The sequence below is a fragment of the Shewanella sp. FeAMO genome (assembly GCF_053653955.1).
In genome coordinates this window covers 2,808,386-2,828,449 of sequence record NZ_CM132201.1, presented here as the reverse complement: position 1 = coordinate 2,828,449, position 20,064 = coordinate 2,808,386, and the positions used below count along the sequence as shown (strand labels likewise).

The following is a 20,064-nucleotide window of genomic DNA, read 5'->3' as shown; positions in this document are numbered from 1 at the left end:
CCGGGGCGATTCCATTTCAGTGGTCCGTATCTGGGCGACTCATTTGCCCAGCAGGCGGCGTCTTTCCTTGGCGGCGGCGGCCAGATCTCTGAGCAGCTTTTCCGAGTCTTCCCAGTGCAGGCAGGCATCTGTGATGCTTTTGCCGTAAGTGAGTGGCTCACCGGCAACCACTTTCTGATTGCCTTCCACAATAAAACTCTCGGCCATGATACCGGCAATGGCGGTGGAGCCGCTGCGCAGCTGCGTCATGATATCTTCGGCGACTTCCAGCTGCTTCTTGTGCTGCTTCTGGCTGTTACCATGGCTGAAGTCGACCACTATGCCGGAGTGGATCCCAACCGAGTCCATCTGCTCTCTGGCTTTGGTCACATGCTGCTCGCTGTAGTTGGGAGTTTTACCGCCGCGCAGAATGATATGCCCATAGGGATTACCATGGGTGCGGTAGACCGCCAGTGAGCCGTCTTTGTCCGGAGAGTAGAAGATATGTGGCTCTCTGGCGGCGCGCACTGCATCGACGGCAATATTGATGTTGCCGTCGGTACCGTTCTTGAAGCCTACCGGGCAGGAGAGTGCCGAGGCCATTTCGCGGTGAATTTGGCTTTCTGTGGTGCGGGCCCCGATGGCGCCCCAGGTGATGAGATCGGCAATATACTGACCATTCACCATATCCAAAAACTCGGTGGCGATAGGCAGTTTCAGCTCGGTGATCTGCTGAAGCAACTTGCGGGCCAGGCGCAGGCCTTTATTGGGGCTGAAGCTGCCGTCCAAGTCAGGATCGGAAATCAGGCCTTTCCAGCCGACTATGGTGCGGGGCTTCTCAAAATAGACCCGCATCAGAATGCACAGATCGTCTTTGAGTTCATGGTGCAGCTTGGCCAGGCGACCGGCATACTCCAGGGCCGCTTCTGTGTCATGGATGGAGCAGGGGCCTATGATGACCAACAAACGCGGATCGTCACCCTGAATAATGGCTTCGACTTCGCGGCGTTGTTCAACCAGGTAGTCTGCGGCTTCCTGAGTCAATGGATACTCAGATGCGAGTTGGGCAGGTGAGATCACTTTACATAAGAGAGAGGTGCGTAATTCGTCTGTTTTAATGGTCATTCATGATACCGGGGGAAATTTCTTGAGCGCTTTGCGCTTATCTTGTGTCGGATTATAACCAATCGAGCCGAGCTGCAAAGTGGCAATTGTCCGATAATTGCCCAAGTGGGCCTTGAAAAAGTGTCAAGTCCCACTTGAGCCATTCAGGGTTCGCACTGTGGTAACAAGTAGTTAGCCAGAAAATGCCATTCTGTAACTCAGTTTCAACTCGGGCAGGTTTTGTCTGCCGCCTGGGGGTATTTTCAGAACATATGGCGCTCAAGACCCGTGGCGTCGAGGATCTTGGTGGCAATTTCCTCGACCGATTGGTTGGTGGTGTCTATATAAGGGATGCGCTCTTTCTTGAACATCATCTCCACCTCTTTGACTTCGAGGCGGCATTGGCGCAAGGAGGAATAGCGGCTGTTCTCCATTCGGCTCTGACGTATCTCATGCAGGCGTACGGGTTCAATGGTCAGCCCAAACAGTTTGGATTTGTTGCGTTTCAGCACCTCGGGCAGCTTGAGGTTGTCCATATCATCCTGAATAAAAGGATAGTTGGCGGCCTTGATACCAAACTGCATCGACAGATAAAGGCTTGATGGCGTCTTGCCGCAGCGGGAAACCCCAAGCAGGATAATGTCGGCCTTGTCCATATGCTTCATGGTCTGGCCGTCGTCGTTTTCCATGGCAAAGTTAATGGCGTCGATACGGGCATCGTAACCTGCGTTGGCCATACCATGGGTGCGATGCAGTGCCGGGCTGGCCGGTACCCCCAATTGTTGCTCCAGTGGCGCGACAAAAGTGTTGAGAAAGTCGTAGTCCAGGCCTTCACTGGAATAAATGATGTCGCGAATTTCCGGTTTGACGATGGAATGAAACACCAGAGGCCGTTCCCCTGTTGTAATAAAACTATCATTAATCTGCTTTTTAACGGCTTCTGCCTTAGCAGTATTTTCCACAAAAGGAATGGTAAGTGAGTCAAATTCCAATGGAAATTGAGAAAGTACTGCGTGACCAAACACTTCGGCCGTGATCGCTGTTCCATCAGAAATGTAGAATACTTTACGTGCCATGCCGACCTCGTGTAGTAATAAAATTACAAATAAAATTATAGATTTACGCTTGTTGCCACGGAGTGTAAAATGCCGCTGCCCTCGTGTGAAGGGGCCACTGAAATAAACTTGCGGAGATAGAACTGTGCAGCAATACGTACTCTGGTATCAGGAATTAGGCATGGGTGACGTCAACAAGGTCGGCGGTAAAAACGCTTCCCTTGGTGAAATGATCAGTAATCTGGCCAATGCCGGTGTTCAAGTACCTGGCGGCTTTGCGACCACATCCCACGCGTTCAATGAGTTTCTTGAGCAAAGTGGAGTAAACCAGAAGATATACGACATTCTTGACACATTGGATGTAGATGATGTCAACGCACTGGCTAAAGTTGGTGCACAGATCAGACAGTGGGTTATCGAAACCCCATTTCAGCCAGAACTCGAACAAGCGATTCGGGAAGCCTACGAAAAATTAGCCTCTGAAACCCAAGACGCCTCATTCGCCGTGCGTTCCTCTGCCACTGCAGAAGATATGCCCGACGCTTCATTTGCCGGTCAGCAAGAAACCTTCCTCAACGTGAAGGGCTTCGAAGCTGTATTGGTTGCCATCAAGCATGTGTTTGCCTCCCTGTTCAATGATCGCGCTATCTCCTATCGTGTGCATCAGGGTTACGACCATCGCGGTGTGGCGCTGTCAGCCGGTGTTCAGCGCATGGTACGTTCCGACAAGGCGGCTTCAGGCGTGATGTTCACCATGGATACCGAGTCCGGTAACAAGGACGTGGTATTTATCACTTCTTCCTTCGGTTTGGGCGAAATGGTAGTACAAGGTGCGGTTAACCCAGACGAGTTCTACGTACACAAGCCAACCCTGACTGCCGGTCACAAGGCCGTTGTTCGTCGTAACATCGGCAGCAAGCTGATCCAGATGGTGTACTCGGATGATGCATCTCACGGCAAGCAGGTGAAAATTGAAGATGTCGCCAAAGAACAGCGCATGACTTTCTCCATCAATGATGAAGAAGTGATGGAGCTGGCCAAGCAGGCGATGATCATTGAAAAGCATTATGGCCGTCCGATGGATATCGAATGGGCCAAAGACGGTAACGACGGTCGTCTCTACATAGTTCAGGCTCGCCCTGAAACCGTACGCTCCCGTGAAGGTGTGCAGCTGATTGAGCGTTATCACCTCAAGAGCCGTGGCGAAGTGATCTGTGAGGGTCGCGCCATTGGCCACAAGGTGGGCTCAGGTGTTGCCAAGGTGCTCAAATCTATCGACGAAATGGACAAGATCCAGCCAGGCGATGTACTGGTTACCGATATGACCGACCCGGATTGGGAACCTATCATGAAGCGCGCCAGCGCCATTGTCACCAACCGTGGTGGTCGTACTTGTCACGCTGCTATCATTGCCCGTGAACTGGGTGTGCCTGCGGTAGTGGGTTGTGGTGACGTGACCGACAAAATTCAAAACGGTCAGGAAGTAACGGTATCCTGCGCCGAAGGCGACACAGGTTATATCTATCAAGGCAAGCTGGAGTTTGATGTGATTTCCAGCCGCGTTGATTCCATGCCTGATCTGCCGATGAAGATAATGATGAACGTGGGTAACCCTGACCGCGCCTTCGACTTTGCCCGTCTGCCTAACGAAGGTGTGGGTCTGGCCCGTCTCGAGTTCATCATCAACCGTATGATAGGTATTCACCCCAAGGCTCTGCTGGAATTTGATCAGCAAACCGATGAGCTGAAAGCCGAGATCACCGAGATGATTGCCGGTTATGATTCTCCGGTTGAATACTATGTTGCCCGTCTGGTGGAAGGTATCTCTTCTATCGCTGCAGCATTCCACCCCAAGAAGGCCATCGTGCGTATGTCTGACTTCAAGTCAAACGAATATGCCAACCTGATCGGCGGTGACAAGTACGAGCCAGAGGAAGAGAACCCAATGCTGGGCTTCCGTGGCGCCAGCCGCTATATCTCCGAGTCGTTCCGTGATTGTTTCGCCCTCGAGTGTGAAGCCATCAAGCGGGTTCGTAACGACATGGGGCTGAAGAACGTAGAGATCATGATCCCGTTCGTTCGTACTCTTGAAGAAGGCCGTCAGGTTATCGAACTGCTGAAAGAGCAAGGTCTGGAGCGTGGTAAAGATGGTCTGCGCGTCATCATGATGTGTGAACTGCCATCCAACGCCCTGCTGGCGGATCAGTTCCTGGAGATGTTTGATGGTTTCTCCATCGGCTCCAACGACCTGACTCAGCTGACTCTGGGTCTGGACCGTGACTCGGGCATCATCAGTCACCTGTTCGACGAGCGTAACGAAGCCGTTAAGGCGTTGCTGGCGATGGCTATCAAGTCTGCCAAGGCCAAGGGTGTTTACGTGGGTATCTGTGGTCAGGGTCCTTCGGATCACGCCGACTTCGCTGCCTGGTTGGTGGAGCAGGGCATAGACACAGTGTCTCTGAACCCCGACACTGTGATCGACACCTGGTTGTACCTGGCTGAAGCCCACGGCTAAGCTTGAAACAACTCAGTAAGTTATGAAAGAAGCCGCTTTTTAGCGGCTTCTTTTTGTTTATAATGGCCCGATAACAATAATTGAGCCGAGCAATAAGATGTTACCCCTATTATCACACCAACAAACTCTGGAACCCCTGTATCTGGATTATCTGGATGCGCTTGAGCAGCGAGGCTTTCGCGGCGATATCGACAGGCGCTACAGTGCCCGCTTGGCTCAAGCGACGGATAACTCTGTCTATCAGTTCCTGCCGCAGGCGGTGCTCTATCCCAGAGACAGCGCCGATATTGCCATGGCGTTGCGGCTCGCCTGTGAGGAGGCTTTTGCCAAGGTGGTCTTCAGTGCCCGCGGCGGTGGTACAGGAACCAATGGCCAGGCGCTGACCCATGGGATAGTGCTGGACCTCTCACGCCATATGAACCGGGTGCTGGAAGTTAATCCAGAGGAAGGTTGGGTCAGAGTCGAGGCCGGTGTGGTCAAGGATGCGCTCAATGATGCGTTGCGGCCGCACGGCTTTTTCTTCAGCCCGGATCTTTCCACCTCCAACCGTGCCACTCTGGGCGGCATGATCAATACCGATGCTTCCGGCGCCGGCTCGCTGGTGTATGGCAAGACCTCGGATCATGTGCTGGAGCTTACCAGTGTGTTGGTGGATGGCAGTGTGCTGCACACGGCTCCGGTGAGCCGCGAGGCACTGGAATCGGGTGAGAAGGTCACTGACAACCCGCTCGGCAACAAGTTGATTACCGAGGTGGCCCGTCGCTGCCGTGAGCAGCGAGAGCTGATTGAACAGCGCTTTCCCAAGCTGAACCGTTTTTTGACCGGTTACGATCTGAAAAATGTCTGGGATCAACAGCTCTGCGAATTCAATCTGTCGCGGATCCTCACGGGCTCAGAGGGTACGCTGGCGGTGGTGACTGAGGCCAAACTGGATATCACCCCTTTGCCGGCCAGCCGCCTTATGGTCAACATCAAGTATGACTCTTTTGAATCGGCACTGCGCCATGCGCCCGACTTGGTGCTCGCCAATGCCACTGTGGTGGAAACCGTCGATTCCAAGGTGCTGAATCTGGCGCGGGAAGACATTATCTGGCACTCGGTATCCGAGCTTATCCAGGAAGTGCCCGGCAAGGTAATCGATGGCCTTAACATGGTGGAGTTTGCCGGAGAACAAGCCCAGGTCGATGAGCGGGCAGAGCGTCTGGCCGTGGCGCTGGATGCACAGATTGCTGCCGGTGAAAAAGGGGTGCTTGGGTATCAGCTTACCCGGGATGCCGGTTCCATCAATAAGATTTATGCCATGCGCAAGAAGGCGGTCGGGCTGCTCGGGGCCACCAAAGGCCGCCGCAAACCGATAGCCTTCGCTGAAGATACCGCCGTACCACCGGAAAAGCTCGCCGACTATATCATGGAGTTCCGTGCCCTGTTGGATAGCCATCAACTGCAATACGGTATGTTCGGCCATGTGGATGCCGGGGTGCTGCACGTGCGTCCGGCGCTGGATATGTGCGATCCCAAGGATGAAGCCTTGCTGCGCACCGTCTCGGATCAAGTGGCGGCACTGACGCAGAAATACGGCGGCCTAATGTGGGGCGAGCACGGTAAAGGCGTGCGTGGTGAGTATGGCCCCCAGGTATTTGGCGAGCAGCTTTGGAGTGAGCTTGAAGAAGTTAAGACGCTGTTCGACCCCCAGAATAAACTCAACCCAGGTAAGCTGGTGGCACCCAAAGGCCAACAGCTTATCTACAATGTCGACAGTACCAAGCGCGGCAGTTTCGATAGGCAAATACCTGTCAGTGTCCGCGATGCCTTCCCGGATGTGATGAACTGTAACGGCAACGGCCTGTGTTTCAACTACAGCCGCTTTTCGCCCATGTGCCCCTCTTTCAAGGTGACTGGAGACAGGATCCATTCGCCCAAGGGCCGCGCCGGGTTAATGCGTGAGTGGCTGAGACTGCTGGAATCTGAAGGCGTTGATGTCAATGAGCTGGCCAAGTCCAAACCCATGGGCTTATTGCAGCGGCTGCAGAACAGCCTCAACGCCAAGAAAGAATACGACTATTCCCACGAGGTGATGGAGTCGCTCAAGGGCTGTCTCGCCTGTAAGGCGTGCTCCGGCCAGTGTCCGGTGAAGGTGGATGTCCCCAAGTTCCGGGCACAGTTTTTCAGTATCTATTACCGCCGTTATCAGCGTCCCGCCAAGGATTATCTGGTGGCCGGTGTCGAGGATTCGGTGCAGCTGATGGCCAAGGCGCCCCGGCTGAGTAACTTTGCGGCGCAGAATCCTCTATCCAAGTGGGTGATTAAGAAGGCTCTGGGGTATGTGGATGCGCCTGCGCTGTCTGTTCCTACGCTGAAACAGCGCCTGGATGCTCACCCCAGCCGTGGTTATGATCTCAACGCCTTGAGCGCTATCCCCGCCGCTGAGCGACAAAACTATGTGTTGGTAGTGCAGGATCCTTTCAACAGCTTCTACGATGCCGAACTGGTTTATCGCTTTATTCGCCTGATCGAAGCGCTTGGACTCAAGCCGGTATTGCTGCCGTTCAAGCCCAACGGTAAACCGGCTCATATCAAGGGGTTTCTGGAGCAGTTTGCCAAGACGGCACAGACCGCCGCCGATTTTCTCAATCAGGTGCATGCCCTTGGCATGCCCATGGTGGGGGTAGATCCGGCGTTGGTGCTGGTTTATCGCGACGAATACCGTGAGGCGCTCGGTGCCAAGCGCGGCCAATTCAATGTCCAGCTTGCCAGCGAGTGGCTCAGTGCCATGCTCGAGCAGTTACCGCAACTGCCTGCAAGCGGGCGCGAGTTCACCTGGTTCAGCCACTGCACTGAATCCAGTGCTCGCCCCGGCACTGCCAAAGAATGGCAAACCATCTTTGCCCGTTTTGGTGCCAAGTTGGGAACCGTGAATCTGGGTTGTTGCGGCATGGCCGGTACCTATGGCCATGAGCTGGAAAACCTGCCACGCTCCAAGGCTCTGTATGAGATGTCCTGGGACGAGGCGATAAAGTCGCTGCCGCAGGAGCAGATACTGGTGTCCGGCTACTCCTGTCGCAGCCAGGTCAAACGCTTTGGTGGCTTTAGGCCCAGGCACCCCATCGAAGCCTTGCTGGAGCTGACTCAAACGCAAGCCTGAGAGCGCCAAGAATAGGGCTCCAAAAGTGTGGAGCCCATGAATAGGGAACCCAAGAATAGGAAGTCAGGATGAAACAGTCGGCAGACAAGGTGAGTGACGCTCTGAAAGGGCTTGGGGCAAGGCCGGACTTGTGTCAGCAGCAAGCCCTGTTTGAGATAGACGTTAAAGGCGACTGGTATTATCTCAACTCACCGTTGCCGGCCAAGTTCGCCAGGCTCTTCAGTAGTATTTTGCACTGCATCGAGGGTGAACATCTGTTGATTACCCCGGCAGAGCGTTTGAAGGTAGCGGTGGCCGACACACCGCTCATCATAGTTGATTACAAGCAGCTGGATATCGAGGCCGAGAGCAGCCGTTTTGCCCTGGTTTGCTCCCAGGGTAATGAGTTCGAGGTGCTGGGGCTCAATGCCTTTGAGAGCGCCGAATCCGGGCTATTGGTAAGCTTGCCTCGAGGTCTAAAGGCCAGGCTTGGGCGTGCCTGTTTCTATCGCTTTGCCGAAACCTATTTACTGAGTTAAAAGTCAAAGGAATCGCTTTGCCATTCAGGCAGATATAAAACCTTTATTTACAGTAGCCTGACTGTAAATGCCCCATTATTCTCCTTTCTTGTGTTAGTGAAATATTCAGCAGGTGGTAGTATTAATACCATTCGTATAGAAGTTTGATTGACTCAGAATCAAGGCCGCCACTCAAGTTTAAAGCGGATACTGGACTGGTAGATATGCCCCAAAAGGCGAGTTAAAAAGCTGCGTATAGGGCGGTCAATGCAGATTTATTCCGCTGGAGATGCCCTACCTTGCGCTGCTTTCATGCCCCTGAGTAGGTCAATCATTTGGCACAGTGGTATAGTTAAACTCGGCAGCGGCATGGCCCGGCGTCAATGAAGCAGAATAAGCGATTTTGCTGAATGGGGCGAAGCCCTGCCGATAGCGAACAGACAAGCCCTGAAGTACAGGAGGTGTTGCTTGAACCGCAAAGAGAGTCTCGGTTATCTGGTATCCCATCTGAACGTGGAACTGCAACATGAACTGGATAGCCGCCTGAAGCGTTATCAGCTGGATATTAAACTCTGGCCTGTGTTGTTTGCGCTCTGGCAAGAGGAAGGGATCAGCCAAACCGAGTTGTCACGTCGCTGTGATGTGGCCAACTACACCATGACACGCCTGCTGGATCAACTGCAGGTACAAGGCTTAATCTATCGCCATCAGGAAGAAGACAACCGGCGTGCGTTTCAAATTTTTCTGACCGATCAGGCCAAGGCGATGGAGCAGGACTTAATTCGCGAGGCCGAGCGGGTCAACGAGAAGTTTATGGCAGCCTTGGATGAGCCGGAAAGAGGGCAGCTGCTCATGCTGCTCAACAAGATAAATCATACTGACAAGCGTTAACCCTATGGTTGAATGTGTGCTCGGTAAATCAAAGATAAACCAATAGCACGCACACCAATCCCCCCAGTAGCAACCAGTGTTGCAGATGTGAGCTGCTTGACTGCTGTTTCCCCTGTTTGAGGCTCGCCAGCAGGCGGTTACACTTGTAGATGCGACAGATAGTCAGCTCTGTGGTGGGGTCAACCAGGAGTTGCATTCGGCAACGTACACCGTTACGCAACTTGAAGCTGTGCTCGCTGTGCAGCCCCAGGTTGAATTTGCTGGATACCACTTTACCGTCGACAAACAAACGCTCAAATCCATTCCAGTTGCTGGCCTGTAATTCAACCTTTTGCTGTTCCACTTCATAGCCGAATCTGAGCATCATTGACTCCCTGACCTTCGAGATGACGAATGCTAAGTCAAGCAGAGGCAGATGACGCTTGCCAGTCCGTAAAAATGAATTTTCTGTTTCCGGTGCTTATCTATTTGCCGACAGGAGGAAAATTTTTTCAGTAATAAAAAAGGGCCCGAAGGCCCCTTTATGGAATATGAGCGAGCTTAGGCTTGGGTACCATTGATGATGGCGCGGGCCATCTCATCTGCTACTTCAGCCGTGGTGCGGTTTTGCTCATCGGCCTGCTTGAAGATGGACAACAGGGTGTTGTAGATCTCTTCAACCTTGGCGGTAGACTTGGTGGCATCATAGTCTTTTTCGAAAGACACGTTGATGATACCACCGGCGTTGATCACATAGTCTGGGGCATAGAGGATGCCCATCTGCTTGAGCTGCTCACCATGGCGGGGCTCGGCCAACTGGTTGTTGGCGCAGCCTGCGACTATGCTCGCTTTCAGCTGTGGCAGTGTGGTGTCGTTAAGTGTGGCGCCCAGGGCACAAGGGGCATAGACATCGACGTCCAGAGCATAGATGTCCTGAGGGGCAACCACCACGGCGCCAAAGTCGGTGGCGACCTTGTCCAGTGATGCTTGATGAATATCGGTTACAAACAGCTCGGCGCCTTCTTCATGCAGGTGCTTGCACAGATAATAGCCCACATGGCCTACACCCTGAACGGCTATCTTGAGGCCTTTGAGGCTATCTTTGTCCAGCTTGTGTTTAACGGCAGCCTTGATACCCAGGTAAGTTCCCATGGCGGTAAAAGGAGAGGGATCGCCGCTCATTCCTTCCAGGCCAAGCACATAAGGGGTTTCATCATGGGCAATCATGATGTCGGCAGGGGTGGTACCCACATCTTCGGCCGAGTAGTAGCGGCCGCCCAGGCTGTGAACAAAACGGCCAAAGGCGCGGAACAGCTGCTCACGATTCTCTGTCTTGGGATCGGCTATGATCACCGACTTACCGCCACCCATGGCCAGACCGGCCAGCGCGTTCTTGTAAGTCATACCGCGGGAGAGGCGCAACACGTCAGTGAGAGCTTCATCATCTGATTGATAGTTCCACATACGGCAACCGCCTACGGCAGGGCCCAAGTTGGTGTTGTGGATGGCGATGATGGCGCGCAGGCCACTTTCCTTGTCATGACAGAATACTACCTGTTCATGTTCGTCGAATGATACATGATTAAATACAGCCACGTCTGTTCTCCGCTGTGCTTATTGGGGCGGCGCTTAGCGGCCGCCGACCGCTTGTTATATTTATTGCAGAACCATAGCATTTAGCGATACTCTCAACAAAGCTGATGAGCAGAATATTTGTGATCTATCTGGCAATTTTGCTTTCCACCTTACGTTAACGTAAAGCTGGTTGAAAACTGAAGTCAGCCACCCATAGTCGTCTCATTATGGGGTGGTACTGAAAAAGCCGGCCAGAGGCTTAGTTGAACAGATACAGAATATAAAAACACAATAAAAACAAACAAGAAGAAAGGAAAGTTTATGACTGAACAGACAAGTACACCGCCCAACGCCGAACAGCAGGAAGCCTTGCGCCAGGCTTGGGTGCGTGAACAGTTCCAGAAAGCCAATAAATTTCTTGCAGAGAAAGGGGTGATCCCCAGCAAAGTGGTACCGGCGGAAAGCCGTTATCTGGCGCCTTATGTAGCCATGTGGAAAATCGAATCCAAACAGCCCAGCCACAAGACCTATTGGGTGATGTCCGGTGACTTGCCTTCTGACTATGTTGATGTCAGCGTAGCAGCCACTGCTCGCGAAGCCTTGCGTCACTTTTCGCTGACCTGGCAGCTCAAGGCCGAGAACCTGGTGCAATCTGGGGCGACCAAAGACCCTACCCAGGCCAAGTTCGCCCAGTTGCTGGTTTCCAGAGCCGAGAGCCTATACAAGATCCAGGAAGACGATAAACTCTGGGGCTGATAACCCTAGAGCAAACAAAAAAAGCAGCCGTAGGCTGCTTTTTTAGTGTCTGTGCAGTGTCTGGCCAAGCCAAGTGAGAGTCTGAATAAGGGTTCTCAAACCTCGGCTTTAGCAGTAGGGTAGTCGGCTCATTCCTCGTCACTGAGATAGCAATAACCCTTTTCCAAAAGTTCGCACAGCAGCAATGCCACGGCATCATCCTGAAGCAGTGACTCAAGATCTTCGCCGCTGATGCTGGTGTGATTGGCAATAAGCTGCGCCTGCTTTTCACTGCCTTGCGGCAATTCAAAAGCTTCACCATTGATGAACAGTCGGCAGTTGGGATCGTCTTCCAGCATGAGAATTTTAAGCCCACCTATGCGCTTGAATACAGCGCCTTCGGCCGCGGCTTCAATGAGTTCCTCGGTACTCATAGGCTCACCCTGGCAAATATCCAGTTCAAAGCGGTTCTGACTCAGCAACTTGCCAAGCACGCCCTGATAATAGTCAGGGTTTTCAGTCAGCTCTTTCAGCAGCGCCATCATCCCCTGTTGCTGGCTCTTGGCGATCAGCGCAGGTTGCCCGGCTTCTTCACTCGAAGTGAAGCGTTTGTGGCCGAGATCCTGATCAAGCATAAAGTCGGCCATTTCGCTGATAAGTTCTTGCTGACTCGGTGCCCGGAAGCCTATTGAGTAGGACAGTGCCAGGGTCAGGGTTTCGCCCCTGTGGGGGAAACCGGGCGGAATATACAGCATGTCGCCGGGCTCCAGCACTGTATCTATGATGGGCTCAAAGTCTTCAATCAAAGGGGTATTGGGATTGTTGCCACGCTTGGCGTATTGACCCTTGGCACCCACTGTCCAGCGCCTGCGCCCCTCGCCTTGAATGATAAAGACATCATAGTTGTCGATATGGGGGCCGACACCGCCACCCGGCGTGGCAAAGGACACCATTAGGTCATCAAAGCGCCAGTCCGGCAGGAAACGGAAGGCTTCCACCAGACCCTGTGAGTCCGGATACCAGTGGTTGACGGCCTGTACCAGCAGTTGCCAGTTTTCTTCACCGAACTTGTCATAGTCTTCAAATGGGCCTGAGATCACTTCCCAGTCCTGCCCCCTGGTGATTACCACCCGTGAGGAAATCTCCTCTTCACAGGCGAGGCCCGCCAGCTCATCGGCGGCGATAGGATCGACAAAGTCCTTGAAGGCTTGTCTGATCACCTTGGGTTGTTGCTGCCACACCTCTTTAACAAAGGCATTGCTGTCCAGAGTCAGCTGGTAAGTGTTCGTCATCTGTTATCCAATCCATAAACTGTTTCAATGGCCAGTCAGTTATCCCGCTTGCAACGGCATAAACCCCGGGGAGAAAAAAGGCGGTACTGGAAACCAGTACCGCCCGTGACAGCCAAGAGGCTATCAGTTCAAATCATCGACAAAGGCTTCGGCGCGGCCTATGTAGTTGGCCGGCGTCAGTTGCTTGAGTTCGTGTTTCACGTTCTCAGGCAGCTCCAGACCGTCGATAAAGGCTGCCAGCTGCTGACCATCGATACGCTTGCCACGGGTCAGCTCCTTGAGCTTCTCGTAAGGCTTTTCGATGCCATAGCGGCGCATGACTGTCTGTACCGGCTCGGCCAGCACTTCCCAGTTGTGATCCAGTTCATCGCGTAGGTGCGCCTCGTTGACTTCCAGCTTACTGACACCCTTGAGTGTGGCCTGGTAGGCGATCAGCGAGTGGGCGATACCCACACCCAGGTTACGCAGTACTGTGGAGTCGGTCAGATCGCGCTGCCAGCGGGAAACCGGCAGTTTACTGGCCAGATGCTGCATCAGGGCGTTGGCTATGCCCAGGTTACCTTCCGAGTTTTCAAAGTCGATAGGGTTAACCTTGTGCGGCATGGTGGATGAGCCGATTTCACCGGCCACAGTCTTCTGCTTGAAGTGACCCAGGGCGATATAACCCCAGATATCACGGTCAAAATCAATCAGCACGGTATTGAAACGGGCCACGGCATCGAACAGCTCGGCAATATAGTCGTGCGGTTCAATCTGAGTGGTGTAGGGGTTCCAGTTCAGCCCCAGGCTGGTGACAAAGCGCTGTGACAGCTCATGCCAGTTAACTTCTGGGTAGGCCGACAGGTGAGCGTTGTAGTTACCCACGGCGCCGTTGATCTTACCCATGATCTCAACCGCTTCAATTTGTTTGAGTTGGCGTTCGAGACGTACGGCAACGTTGGCCATCTCTTTACCCAGAGTCGAAGGCGAGGCGGGTTGGCCATGAGTACGGGACATCAGAGGCACAGTCTTGTAACGTCTGGCCAGCTCTTTAACGGCATCGACCAGCTTCTGGCAGTATGGCAGCAGTACCTGTTCACGGGCTTCGGTCAGCATCAGGCCGTGGGACAGGTTGTTGATGTCCTCACTGGTGCAGGCAAAGTGCACGAACTCGCCTATGGCGGCCAGCTCGGCATTGTCGGCGATTTTTTCCTTGATGAAGTATTCCACCGCCTTAACGTCATGGTTGGTGGTGGCTTCGATGGTTTTGACTCTCAGGGCATCGGCTTCGCTGAAGTTATCGCGAATATTGTCCAGCAATGCCAGAGCTTCTTCACTGAAGGGGGGGACTTCTTCGATTTCAGGGCAGCTGGAAAGCAGTTTCAGCCAGTTGATTTCGACCTGAACACGATACTTGGTAAGACCGTACTCGCTGAATATCCCCCGAAGTTCGGCGGTTTTACTACCATAACGCCCGTCTACCGGTGAGATAGCAGTCAGTGCGGAAAGATCCATTATAAGCTCCTTGATGAACTTGGCTTTATTATAGGGTGAGGCTTTTTTTAGCTGTATCGACGATCGCCTTGCGGGCAAACACCAGATGTCTGCGTTTGCCGCCGAGTTGACGCCAGAGTACGGCACTGCGCATTGCTGCCAGCAACAAGGCGCGTATTTTATGTTGGACCAGTGGCCGCTGCAGTATGTTGGGGTTGCCCGAAATCTGGATCTTGGGCCCCAAATTACTGATGATATCGCTGTAGATGCTGGCCAGGTTGGCGATAACCTGCTCGTCGGTTATGGCAAAGTGGCTCAATTGGCGATGCACCTGATTGATGCGCTCAGACAGCATCCCCAGAGCCGCCTGGTTGCGGCTCAGTTTACGCTCCAGCGCCAGAATGCCGACCAGATAGCGGGTGATTTCCACATCTTTCTGGGCGCTGTCACCCAGTTGGTTGATAATCCACTTGTAGCCGTTGGCCAGCACAACTTTGTCGGGATAGATCTCATCGATATTCTCGGGATCTGTCACCATGATGCCATCGAGTGCCGCAGCCAACTGCTGCGGATCGCTTTCCCCGTGGCGGGCTATGTATTGCACCTGGGCGATAGCCTGCAATATGCCGGCAAATGCCATGGTGCGGTCATGCAATTGCTCGCTCAATGATTACTCCCTAATCAGGGTTTCTATGATGCCGCCACCCAGGCAGACTTCACCGTCGTAGAATACTGCCGACTGCCCTGGCGTGACTGCCGCCACAGGTTCGTCGAAGATCACTCTCAGCTCATCGTCACCCTGGACATAAACAGTGCAGGGGATATCCTGCTGGCGATAACGGGTCTTGACCGTGATTTTTGCGCCATCGGCCGGGCCTTGTCTGTCTACCCAGTGCAACTGTCTGGCTGTGAGGCCAACCGACATGAGTCTTGGGTGTTGGCCGCCTTGGGCGACAACCAATACATTACGTTTCAGATCTTTGTCGACCACATACCAAGGATTGTCGTTGCTGTTTTTCATGCCGCCAATCCCAAGGCCTTTGCGCTGGCCCAGAGTGTGGTACATCAGCCCTTGATGCTCGCCTATCACTTCACCGTCGACACTCTCGATTTTGCCCGGTTGCGCGGGCAGATAAGTGCCAAGGAATTCAGTAAACTTGCGCTCACCGATAAAACAGATACCTGTGCTGTCTTTCTTGTTGAAGGTGACCAGCCCTTGCTCTTCGGCGATGCGGCGAACTTCGGGTTTTTCCAGTTCACCTACAGGGAACAGGCTGCGAGCCACCTGTTGGTGACTCAAGGTGTAGAGGAAGTAGCTCTGATCCTTGTTGCCATCTATGCCGCGAAGCAGCTGGGTTTTACCGTCGGTATCACGGCGGCGCACATAGTGGCCCATGGCGATATAGTCGGCATCGAGAATGTCATCGGCAAACTCAAGGAAGGCTTTGAACTTGATCTCCTTGTTGCACATGATGTCCGGGTTAGGCGTGCGTCCCGCCTTGTACTCGGCCAGAAAATACTCGAACACATTGTCCCAGTATTCGGCGGCAAAGTTGACCGTGTGCAACTTGATGCCCAGCTTGTCACAGACAGCCTGGGCATCTTTTAAATCTTCGGCGGCAGAGCAATATTCGTCGGTGTCATCTTCTTCCCAGTTCTTCATGAACAGGCCTTCTACCTGATAGCCCTGCTGGAGCAGCAGATAGGCTGAAACAGATGAGTCGACACCGCCGGACATGCCGACAATGACTTTTTTTCCTGATGCATTGGGAGTGTTAGCTGTCATAGATCCTAAAACCGTTGAATTCATTCATGAACGCCCGAAAAGAGAACTGCTGCTTGTGCCCGGTTGTGGCAGGCCGTTATTGGCGCGACGCGGGGGTGGACAAACAGCCATAAGGCGCTCAGTTTCTGCGGGGGCGTATTCTATCACGCCTTGGTGCCCAGAGCTAATCACAACAGCTCGCTATTGAGCAAAGATAACGGCAGCCGTTGTCCCTGCAAATAGCTCTCCAGTGTGGCGCTGACCAAGGGGCTGCGAAGCTTGGACCCCAAGGCCGTGATTTCATCCATGCGCAACCAATGGGCGGCCTTGATGGCGACGTCCAACGGCTTGGCATTCTGACACTTGACCAGGCGAGCACAGAAGGTAAAACGTAAAAAGGCCAGCTCCTTGGAAGCGCTGAACTGATCTATCCGCACCAGGGCTTCAGGGGTGACTGTCAGGCCGGTTTCTTCGAGCACCTCGCGGCGACAGGCGTCGATAAGGCTTTCATTTGCTTCCAGGTGACCGGCCGGTTGGTTAAATTTCTGTTGGTCATCAATCAACTCCTCGACCAGCAGAAAACGCTTCTCGGCCTCAATAATGCAGGCCACTGTTACATTGGGGCGATAACGTTCAGTCATGGAGAAGCTCCTTAATCGCCGCCTCAGAAAGAGTACGATATTCACCGGGTTGCAGGCATTGCCCTTGCTCGGTATCCAGGCTGAGATCGCCTATGGCATAACGTATCAATCTTAAAGTGGGAAACCCGACATGGGCTGTCATCCTTCGTACCTGACGATTGCGCCCTTCGTGGATACAGATCTCCAGCCAGGTGGTGGGGATATTGCGCCGTTCACGAATGGGCGGATTACGTGGCCACAAAGATTCGGGTTGTTGCAGTCGCCGGACTTTTGCAGGCAGGGTGGGGCCATCTTTCAGCTCAATTCCCTCTCGTAAGGCTTGAATCGCGGTGTCATCGACATCGCCTTCCACCTGTACCCAGTAGGTCTTGAAGGTGTGCTTGTTGGGTTGGGTCAGCTTGGCCTGCAGTTGACCGTTATTGGTGAGCAGTAACAGACCCTCGCTGTCTCTGTCCAGGCGGCCGGCGGCATAAACACCGGCGATGGGCAGTAGATCTTTGAGTGTGCGTCGTCCGCCTTCGTCGGTAAACTGGCATAACACATCGAAGGGTTTGTTGAGCAGCACCACTTGGGTTTCTGCAACCGAGAGTGGTGGTACCTTTGGCCGGGGTTTTTGAGGACCAGGGCGCTTTTTCAGGCCCTGTCTCTTGTTATTGGGGCTCTTGTTATTAGGACTCTTGCTACTGGAACTCTTGCTGTTGGGGCTTGGTTTGGTGGAGCGCTGACTCTTCTCTCGGCCAAACTCTTTACCGTCAGGGCCCTTGGGGTGACTGGGCTGGCGTTTGGGTTTACGTCTTGGTTGGGAGGTTGGCGAATTCATTGAGATATCCTGGCTGCTTGAGCCGCGTGCTCTGACCATTTGGGAGTGATATGCCTGAGTGTAACACCTATGTCCGGTTTGGCGGCGACACGGGTTTGTGACTTTTGGCAGAGTGTACCTGCCACTCGCCTATAGTGGAATTTGAATCTTGGCCGGAATGCTCTATGATGTTCGCCAAATTGTGATCTACAACCAATTTTTACGCCCATAACAAGATAGACATAGATTACCGACGGTAGCTGTATCCAGGGCGAAAGAGGCAAGGAAATTAAAGAATAACAACACTTATAACAACTCATTTTTATAAAAAGCGTAGGACTGAAAATGACTGATAAAACCCCCACTATCATCTATACGCAGACAGATGAAGCGCCGGCTCTGGCGACCTTATCTCTACTGCCTATCATCAAAACCTTTACTCAGGCAGCCGGCATCAATGTCGAAACCCGTGATATTTCTCTCTCCGGCCGTGTGATTGCCGCCTTCCCCGAGCGTCTGACCGAAGCGCAGCGTATCGGCGATCACCTGGCTGAGCTTGGTGAGCTGGCAACCCAGCCCGAAGCCAATATTATCAAACTGCCCAATATCAGTGCGTCCATTCCTCAGCTGCAGGCTTGTATCAAAGAGCTGCAGGCCAAGGGCTATGATCTGCCTGATTATCCGGCCGAAGCCAAAACCGATGAAGAACGGGAAGTCAAGGCCCGTTATGACAAGATCAAAGGCAGTGCGGTAAACCCTGTGCTGCGTGAAGGGAACTCAGATCGCCGCGCCCCGACTTCGGTCAAGAACTATGCCCGTAAGCACCCGCATTCAATGGGGGCCTGGAGCAAGGACTCCAAATCTCATGTGGCTCACATGCAACAAGGGGATTTCTACGGCAGCGAGCAGTCCGTTACCCTCAAAGAGGCCGATACTGTCAGCATAGTGCTGGAACAAAATGATGGCGGCCAACTGGTGCTCAAGCAAGGGCTTAAGTTGCTGGCCGGTGAAATCATAGATGCGGCCGTTATGAGCAAGCGTGAACTGACCGCCTTCTTCGAGCGCGAAATTGAAGCCGCCCGCAAGGAAGATGTACTGCTGTCACTGCACCTGAAAGCCACCATGATGAAAGTGTCCGATCCGATTATGTTCGGCCATGCGGTGAAGGTGTTCTACAAAGATGTATTCGCCAAACACGGTGAAACTTTGCGTGAGCTGGGTGTGGACGTCAACAATGGTCTGGGTGACGTCTATGCCAAGATAGCCAAGTTGCCGGCCGAGCAGAAAGCGGCCATTGAAGCCGATATCGCCGCCGTCTACCAGAGCCGCCCTGAGCTGGCGATGGTGAACTCAGACAAGGGCATCACCAACCTTCATGTGCCAAGCGATGTGATTATCGATGCTTCCATGCCGGCGGCTATCCGCTCCAGCGGCCAGATGTGGGGCCCGGATGGCCAGTTGAAAGATACCAAGGCGCTGATCCCGGATCGTTGCTATGCCGGTGTTTACCAGGAAACCATCAGTTTCTGTAAGGAACATGGCGCCTTCGACCCTGCAACCATGGGCAGCGTGCCAAACGTGGGTCTGATGGCACAGAAGGCCGAAGAGTACGGCAGCCATGACAAGACCTTTGAAATCCCTGCGGCCGGTACGGTTAAAGTACTGGACAAGGACGGCAATCTGCTTATGTCTCATGCCGTTGAAGCCGGTGATATCTGGCGCATGTGCCAGGTAAAAGACGCACCTATCCGTGACTGGGTCAAGCTGGCCGTACGCCGTGCAAGACTGACCAACACCCCGGCGGTATTCTGGCTGGATGAAAACCGTGCCCACGATGCCCAAGTGATTGCCAAAGTGAAGGCCTACCTGCCTGAGCACGATACCGATGGGCTTGAGTTGCATATCATGTCACCTGAAAAGGCGGCCCGTTTCTCCCTTGAGCGTATTAAAGCCGGTAAGGACACGATTTCGGTAACAGGCAACGTGCTGCGTGACTACCTTACCGACTTGTTCCCTATCCTTGAGTTGGGTACCAGTGCCAAGATGCTGTCAATCGTCCCGCTGATGAACGGTGGCGGTCTGTTCGAAACGGGTGCCGGTGGCAGCGCGCCCAAGCATGTACAGCAGTTTGAAGAGGAAAACCACCTGCGTTGGGATTCTCTGGGTGAGTTCCTGGCGTTGGGAGCCTCACTCGAGCACCTAAGCCAGACGACAGCCAATGCCAAGGCACAGGTGATGGCTGATTGCCTGGATCAGGCGATAGGGCAGTTCCTGGATAACAACAAATCACCATCCCGTAAGGTGGGGCAGCTGGATAACCGCGGCAGTCATTACTTCCTGGCACAGTACTGGGCCAGCGCGCTGGCCAAGCAGGACAAGGATGCCGAGCTGAAAGCTTATTTTGCACCTCTGGCCGAAGGCCTGGTGGCTGCAGAAGAGCAGATAGTGGCGGAACTCAATGGTGCCCAGGGTGGTGCCGTTGAACTGGGTGGCTACTACAAGCTGGATCCTGTTAAAGCCGAGCAGGCTATGCGCCCGAGTGCCAGCCTGAATCGTCTTCTGAGCGCTTGATACTGAAAGCTGAATGAGGGAGTTCTCCCTCATTCAATTGCTAAACAGGCA

At 53.5% G+C, this 20,064-nt stretch carries 16 protein-coding genes; 6 read left to right on the top strand and 10 right to left on the bottom strand.

Features of this window, described 5'->3' with window-relative positions; genetic code table 11:
• Window positions 1-39 precede the first annotated feature (39 nt).
• A complete protein-coding gene (locus ACWAU4_RS12660) occupies window positions 40-1,104 on the bottom strand; it encodes a 3-deoxy-7-phosphoheptulonate synthase (protein WP_025011188.1) in 1,065 nt (354 codons plus the stop codon).
• Between the two features lie 242 nt (window positions 1,105-1,346).
• Window positions 1,347-2,159, bottom strand: a complete 813-nt coding sequence (gene ppsR, locus ACWAU4_RS12655; RefSeq protein WP_028781424.1) for a posphoenolpyruvate synthetase regulatory kinase/phosphorylase PpsR — start codon at window positions 2,157-2,159, stop codon at window positions 1,347-1,349.
• Between the two features lie 124 nt (window positions 2,160-2,283).
• Here ppsR and ppsA point away from each other — a divergent pair, with 124 nt between their 5' ends.
• From ppsA to ACWAU4_RS12635, 4 genes are all read left to right on the top strand, one after another.
• The gene (ppsA, locus tag ACWAU4_RS12650; protein WP_454290289.1) at window positions 2,284-4,653 is read left to right on the top strand and encodes a phosphoenolpyruvate synthase; all 2,370 of its coding nucleotides are present in this window, start codon (window positions 2,284-2,286) and stop codon (window positions 4,651-4,653) included.
• Window positions 4,654-4,750: 97 nt separating this feature from the next.
• Window positions 4,751-7,795 (top strand): D-2-hydroxyglutarate dehydrogenase YdiJ, encoded by a 3,045-nt coding sequence (gene ydiJ / locus ACWAU4_RS12645; protein WP_208124806.1) that lies wholly within the window; start codon window positions 4,751-4,753, stop codon window positions 7,793-7,795.
• Between the two features lie 68 nt (window positions 7,796-7,863).
• The gene (locus tag ACWAU4_RS12640; protein ID WP_025011185.1) at window positions 7,864-8,313 is read left to right on the top strand and encodes a DUF1285 domain-containing protein; all 450 of its coding nucleotides are present in this window, start codon (window positions 7,864-7,866) and stop codon (window positions 8,311-8,313) included.
• 447 nt (window positions 8,314-8,760) lie between these two features.
• Window positions 8,761-9,183: a MarR family winged helix-turn-helix transcriptional regulator gene (locus tag ACWAU4_RS12635; RefSeq protein ID WP_025011184.1), complete on the top strand. Its 423-nt coding sequence runs from the start codon at window positions 8,761-8,763 to the stop codon at window positions 9,181-9,183.
• Between the two features lie 28 nt (window positions 9,184-9,211).
• Here the strand turns inward: ACWAU4_RS12635 and ACWAU4_RS12630 are convergent, their stop codons facing one another.
• The gene (locus tag ACWAU4_RS12630; RefSeq protein WP_223828833.1) at window positions 9,212-9,550 is read right to left on the bottom strand and encodes a hypothetical protein; all 339 of its coding nucleotides are present in this window, start codon (window positions 9,548-9,550) and stop codon (window positions 9,212-9,214) included.
• Window positions 9,551-9,723: 173 nt separating this feature from the next.
• Window positions 9,724-10,758, bottom strand: coding sequence for a Glu/Leu/Phe/Val dehydrogenase dimerization domain-containing protein (locus ACWAU4_RS12625; protein WP_044734628.1), 1,035 nt, complete (start codon window positions 10,756-10,758; stop codon window positions 9,724-9,726).
• A 300-nt stretch (window positions 10,759-11,058) separates the two neighbouring features.
• On the opposite strand from ACWAU4_RS12625, the gene ACWAU4_RS12620 reads away from it, so the two are divergent.
• The gene (locus ACWAU4_RS12620) at window positions 11,059-11,493 is read left to right on the top strand and encodes a DUF4826 family protein (RefSeq protein WP_044734627.1); all 435 of its coding nucleotides are present in this window, start codon (window positions 11,059-11,061) and stop codon (window positions 11,491-11,493) included.
• Between the two features lie 128 nt (window positions 11,494-11,621).
• Here ACWAU4_RS12620 and ACWAU4_RS12615 read toward each other — a convergent pair whose 3' ends face one another.
• From ACWAU4_RS12615 to ACWAU4_RS12590, 6 genes are all read right to left on the bottom strand, one after another.
• A complete protein-coding gene (locus ACWAU4_RS12615; RefSeq protein ID WP_071237476.1) occupies window positions 11,622-12,764 on the bottom strand; it encodes a ribosomal protein uL16 3-hydroxylase in 1,143 nt (380 codons plus the stop codon).
• 123 nt (window positions 12,765-12,887) lie between these two features.
• A complete protein-coding gene (gene purB, locus ACWAU4_RS12610) occupies window positions 12,888-14,258 on the bottom strand; it encodes an adenylosuccinate lyase (RefSeq protein ID WP_025887690.1) in 1,371 nt (456 codons plus the stop codon).
• Window positions 14,259-14,286: 28 nt separating this feature from the next.
• Window positions 14,287-14,904 carry a high frequency lysogenization protein HflD gene (gene hflD, locus ACWAU4_RS12605; protein WP_028781430.1) on the bottom strand — a complete coding sequence of 206 codons (618 nt, stop codon included), beginning with the start codon at window positions 14,902-14,904 and terminating at the stop codon, window positions 14,287-14,289.
• A 3-nt stretch (window positions 14,905-14,907) separates the two neighbouring features.
• Entirely contained in the window at window positions 14,908-16,023 is a 1,116-nt protein-coding gene (gene mnmA, locus ACWAU4_RS12600) for a tRNA 2-thiouridine(34) synthase MnmA (RefSeq protein WP_028781431.1), read from the bottom strand.
• Between the two features lie 167 nt (window positions 16,024-16,190).
• On the bottom strand, window positions 16,191-16,643 hold the full coding sequence (locus tag ACWAU4_RS12595; protein ID WP_208124805.1) for an NUDIX hydrolase: 453 nt from the start codon (window positions 16,641-16,643) through the stop codon (window positions 16,191-16,193).
• On the bottom strand, window positions 16,636-17,463 hold the full coding sequence (locus ACWAU4_RS12590) for a pseudouridine synthase (RefSeq protein WP_208124804.1): 828 nt from the start codon (window positions 17,461-17,463) through the stop codon (window positions 16,636-16,638). The genes ACWAU4_RS12595 and ACWAU4_RS12590 overlap by 8 nt, the downstream gene beginning before the upstream one ends.
• A gap of 324 nt (window positions 17,464-17,787) precedes the next feature.
• Here ACWAU4_RS12590 and ACWAU4_RS12585 point away from each other — a divergent pair, with 324 nt between their 5' ends.
• Window positions 17,788-20,013, top strand: a complete 2,226-nt coding sequence (locus ACWAU4_RS12585; RefSeq protein WP_144226456.1) for an NADP-dependent isocitrate dehydrogenase — start codon at window positions 17,788-17,790, stop codon at window positions 20,011-20,013.
• The last annotated feature ends 51 nt before the right edge of the window (window positions 20,014-20,064 follow it).

Excerpts from the sequence above, each read along its gene's own strand:
- ACWAU4_RS12660 (WP_025011188.1), bottom strand. The coding sequence starts at position 1,104 with ATGACCATTAAAACAGACGAATTACGCACCTCTCTCTTATGTAAAGTG.
- ppsR (WP_028781424.1), bottom strand. The coding sequence starts at position 2,159 with ATGGCACGTAAAGTATTCTACATTTCTGATGGAACAGCGATCACGGCC.
- ydiJ (WP_208124806.1), top strand. The coding sequence starts at position 4,751 with ATGTTACCCCTATTATCACACCAACAAACTCTGGAACCCCTGTATCTG.
- ACWAU4_RS12640 (WP_025011185.1), top strand. The coding sequence starts at position 7,864 with ATGAAACAGTCGGCAGACAAGGTGAGTGACGCTCTGAAAGGGCTTGGG.
- ACWAU4_RS12630 (WP_223828833.1), bottom strand. The coding sequence starts at position 9,550 with ATGATGCTCAGATTCGGCTATGAAGTGGAACAGCAAAAGGTTGAATTA.
- ACWAU4_RS12620 (WP_044734627.1), top strand. The coding sequence starts at position 11,059 with ATGACTGAACAGACAAGTACACCGCCCAACGCCGAACAGCAGGAAGCC.
- ACWAU4_RS12615 (WP_071237476.1), bottom strand. The coding sequence starts at position 12,764 with ATGACGAACACTTACCAGCTGACTCTGGACAGCAATGCCTTTGTTAAA.
- purB (WP_025887690.1), bottom strand. The coding sequence starts at position 14,258 with ATGGATCTTTCCGCACTGACTGCTATCTCACCGGTAGACGGGCGTTAT.
- mnmA (WP_028781431.1), bottom strand. The coding sequence starts at position 16,023 with ATGACAGCTAACACTCCCAATGCATCAGGAAAAAAAGTCATTGTCGGC.
- ACWAU4_RS12595 (WP_208124805.1), bottom strand. The coding sequence starts at position 16,643 with ATGACTGAACGTTATCGCCCCAATGTAACAGTGGCCTGCATTATTGAG.
- ACWAU4_RS12590 (WP_208124804.1), bottom strand. The coding sequence starts at position 17,463 with ATGAATTCGCCAACCTCCCAACCAAGACGTAAACCCAAACGCCAGCCC.
- ACWAU4_RS12585 (WP_144226456.1), top strand. The coding sequence starts at position 17,788 with ATGACTGATAAAACCCCCACTATCATCTATACGCAGACAGATGAAGCG.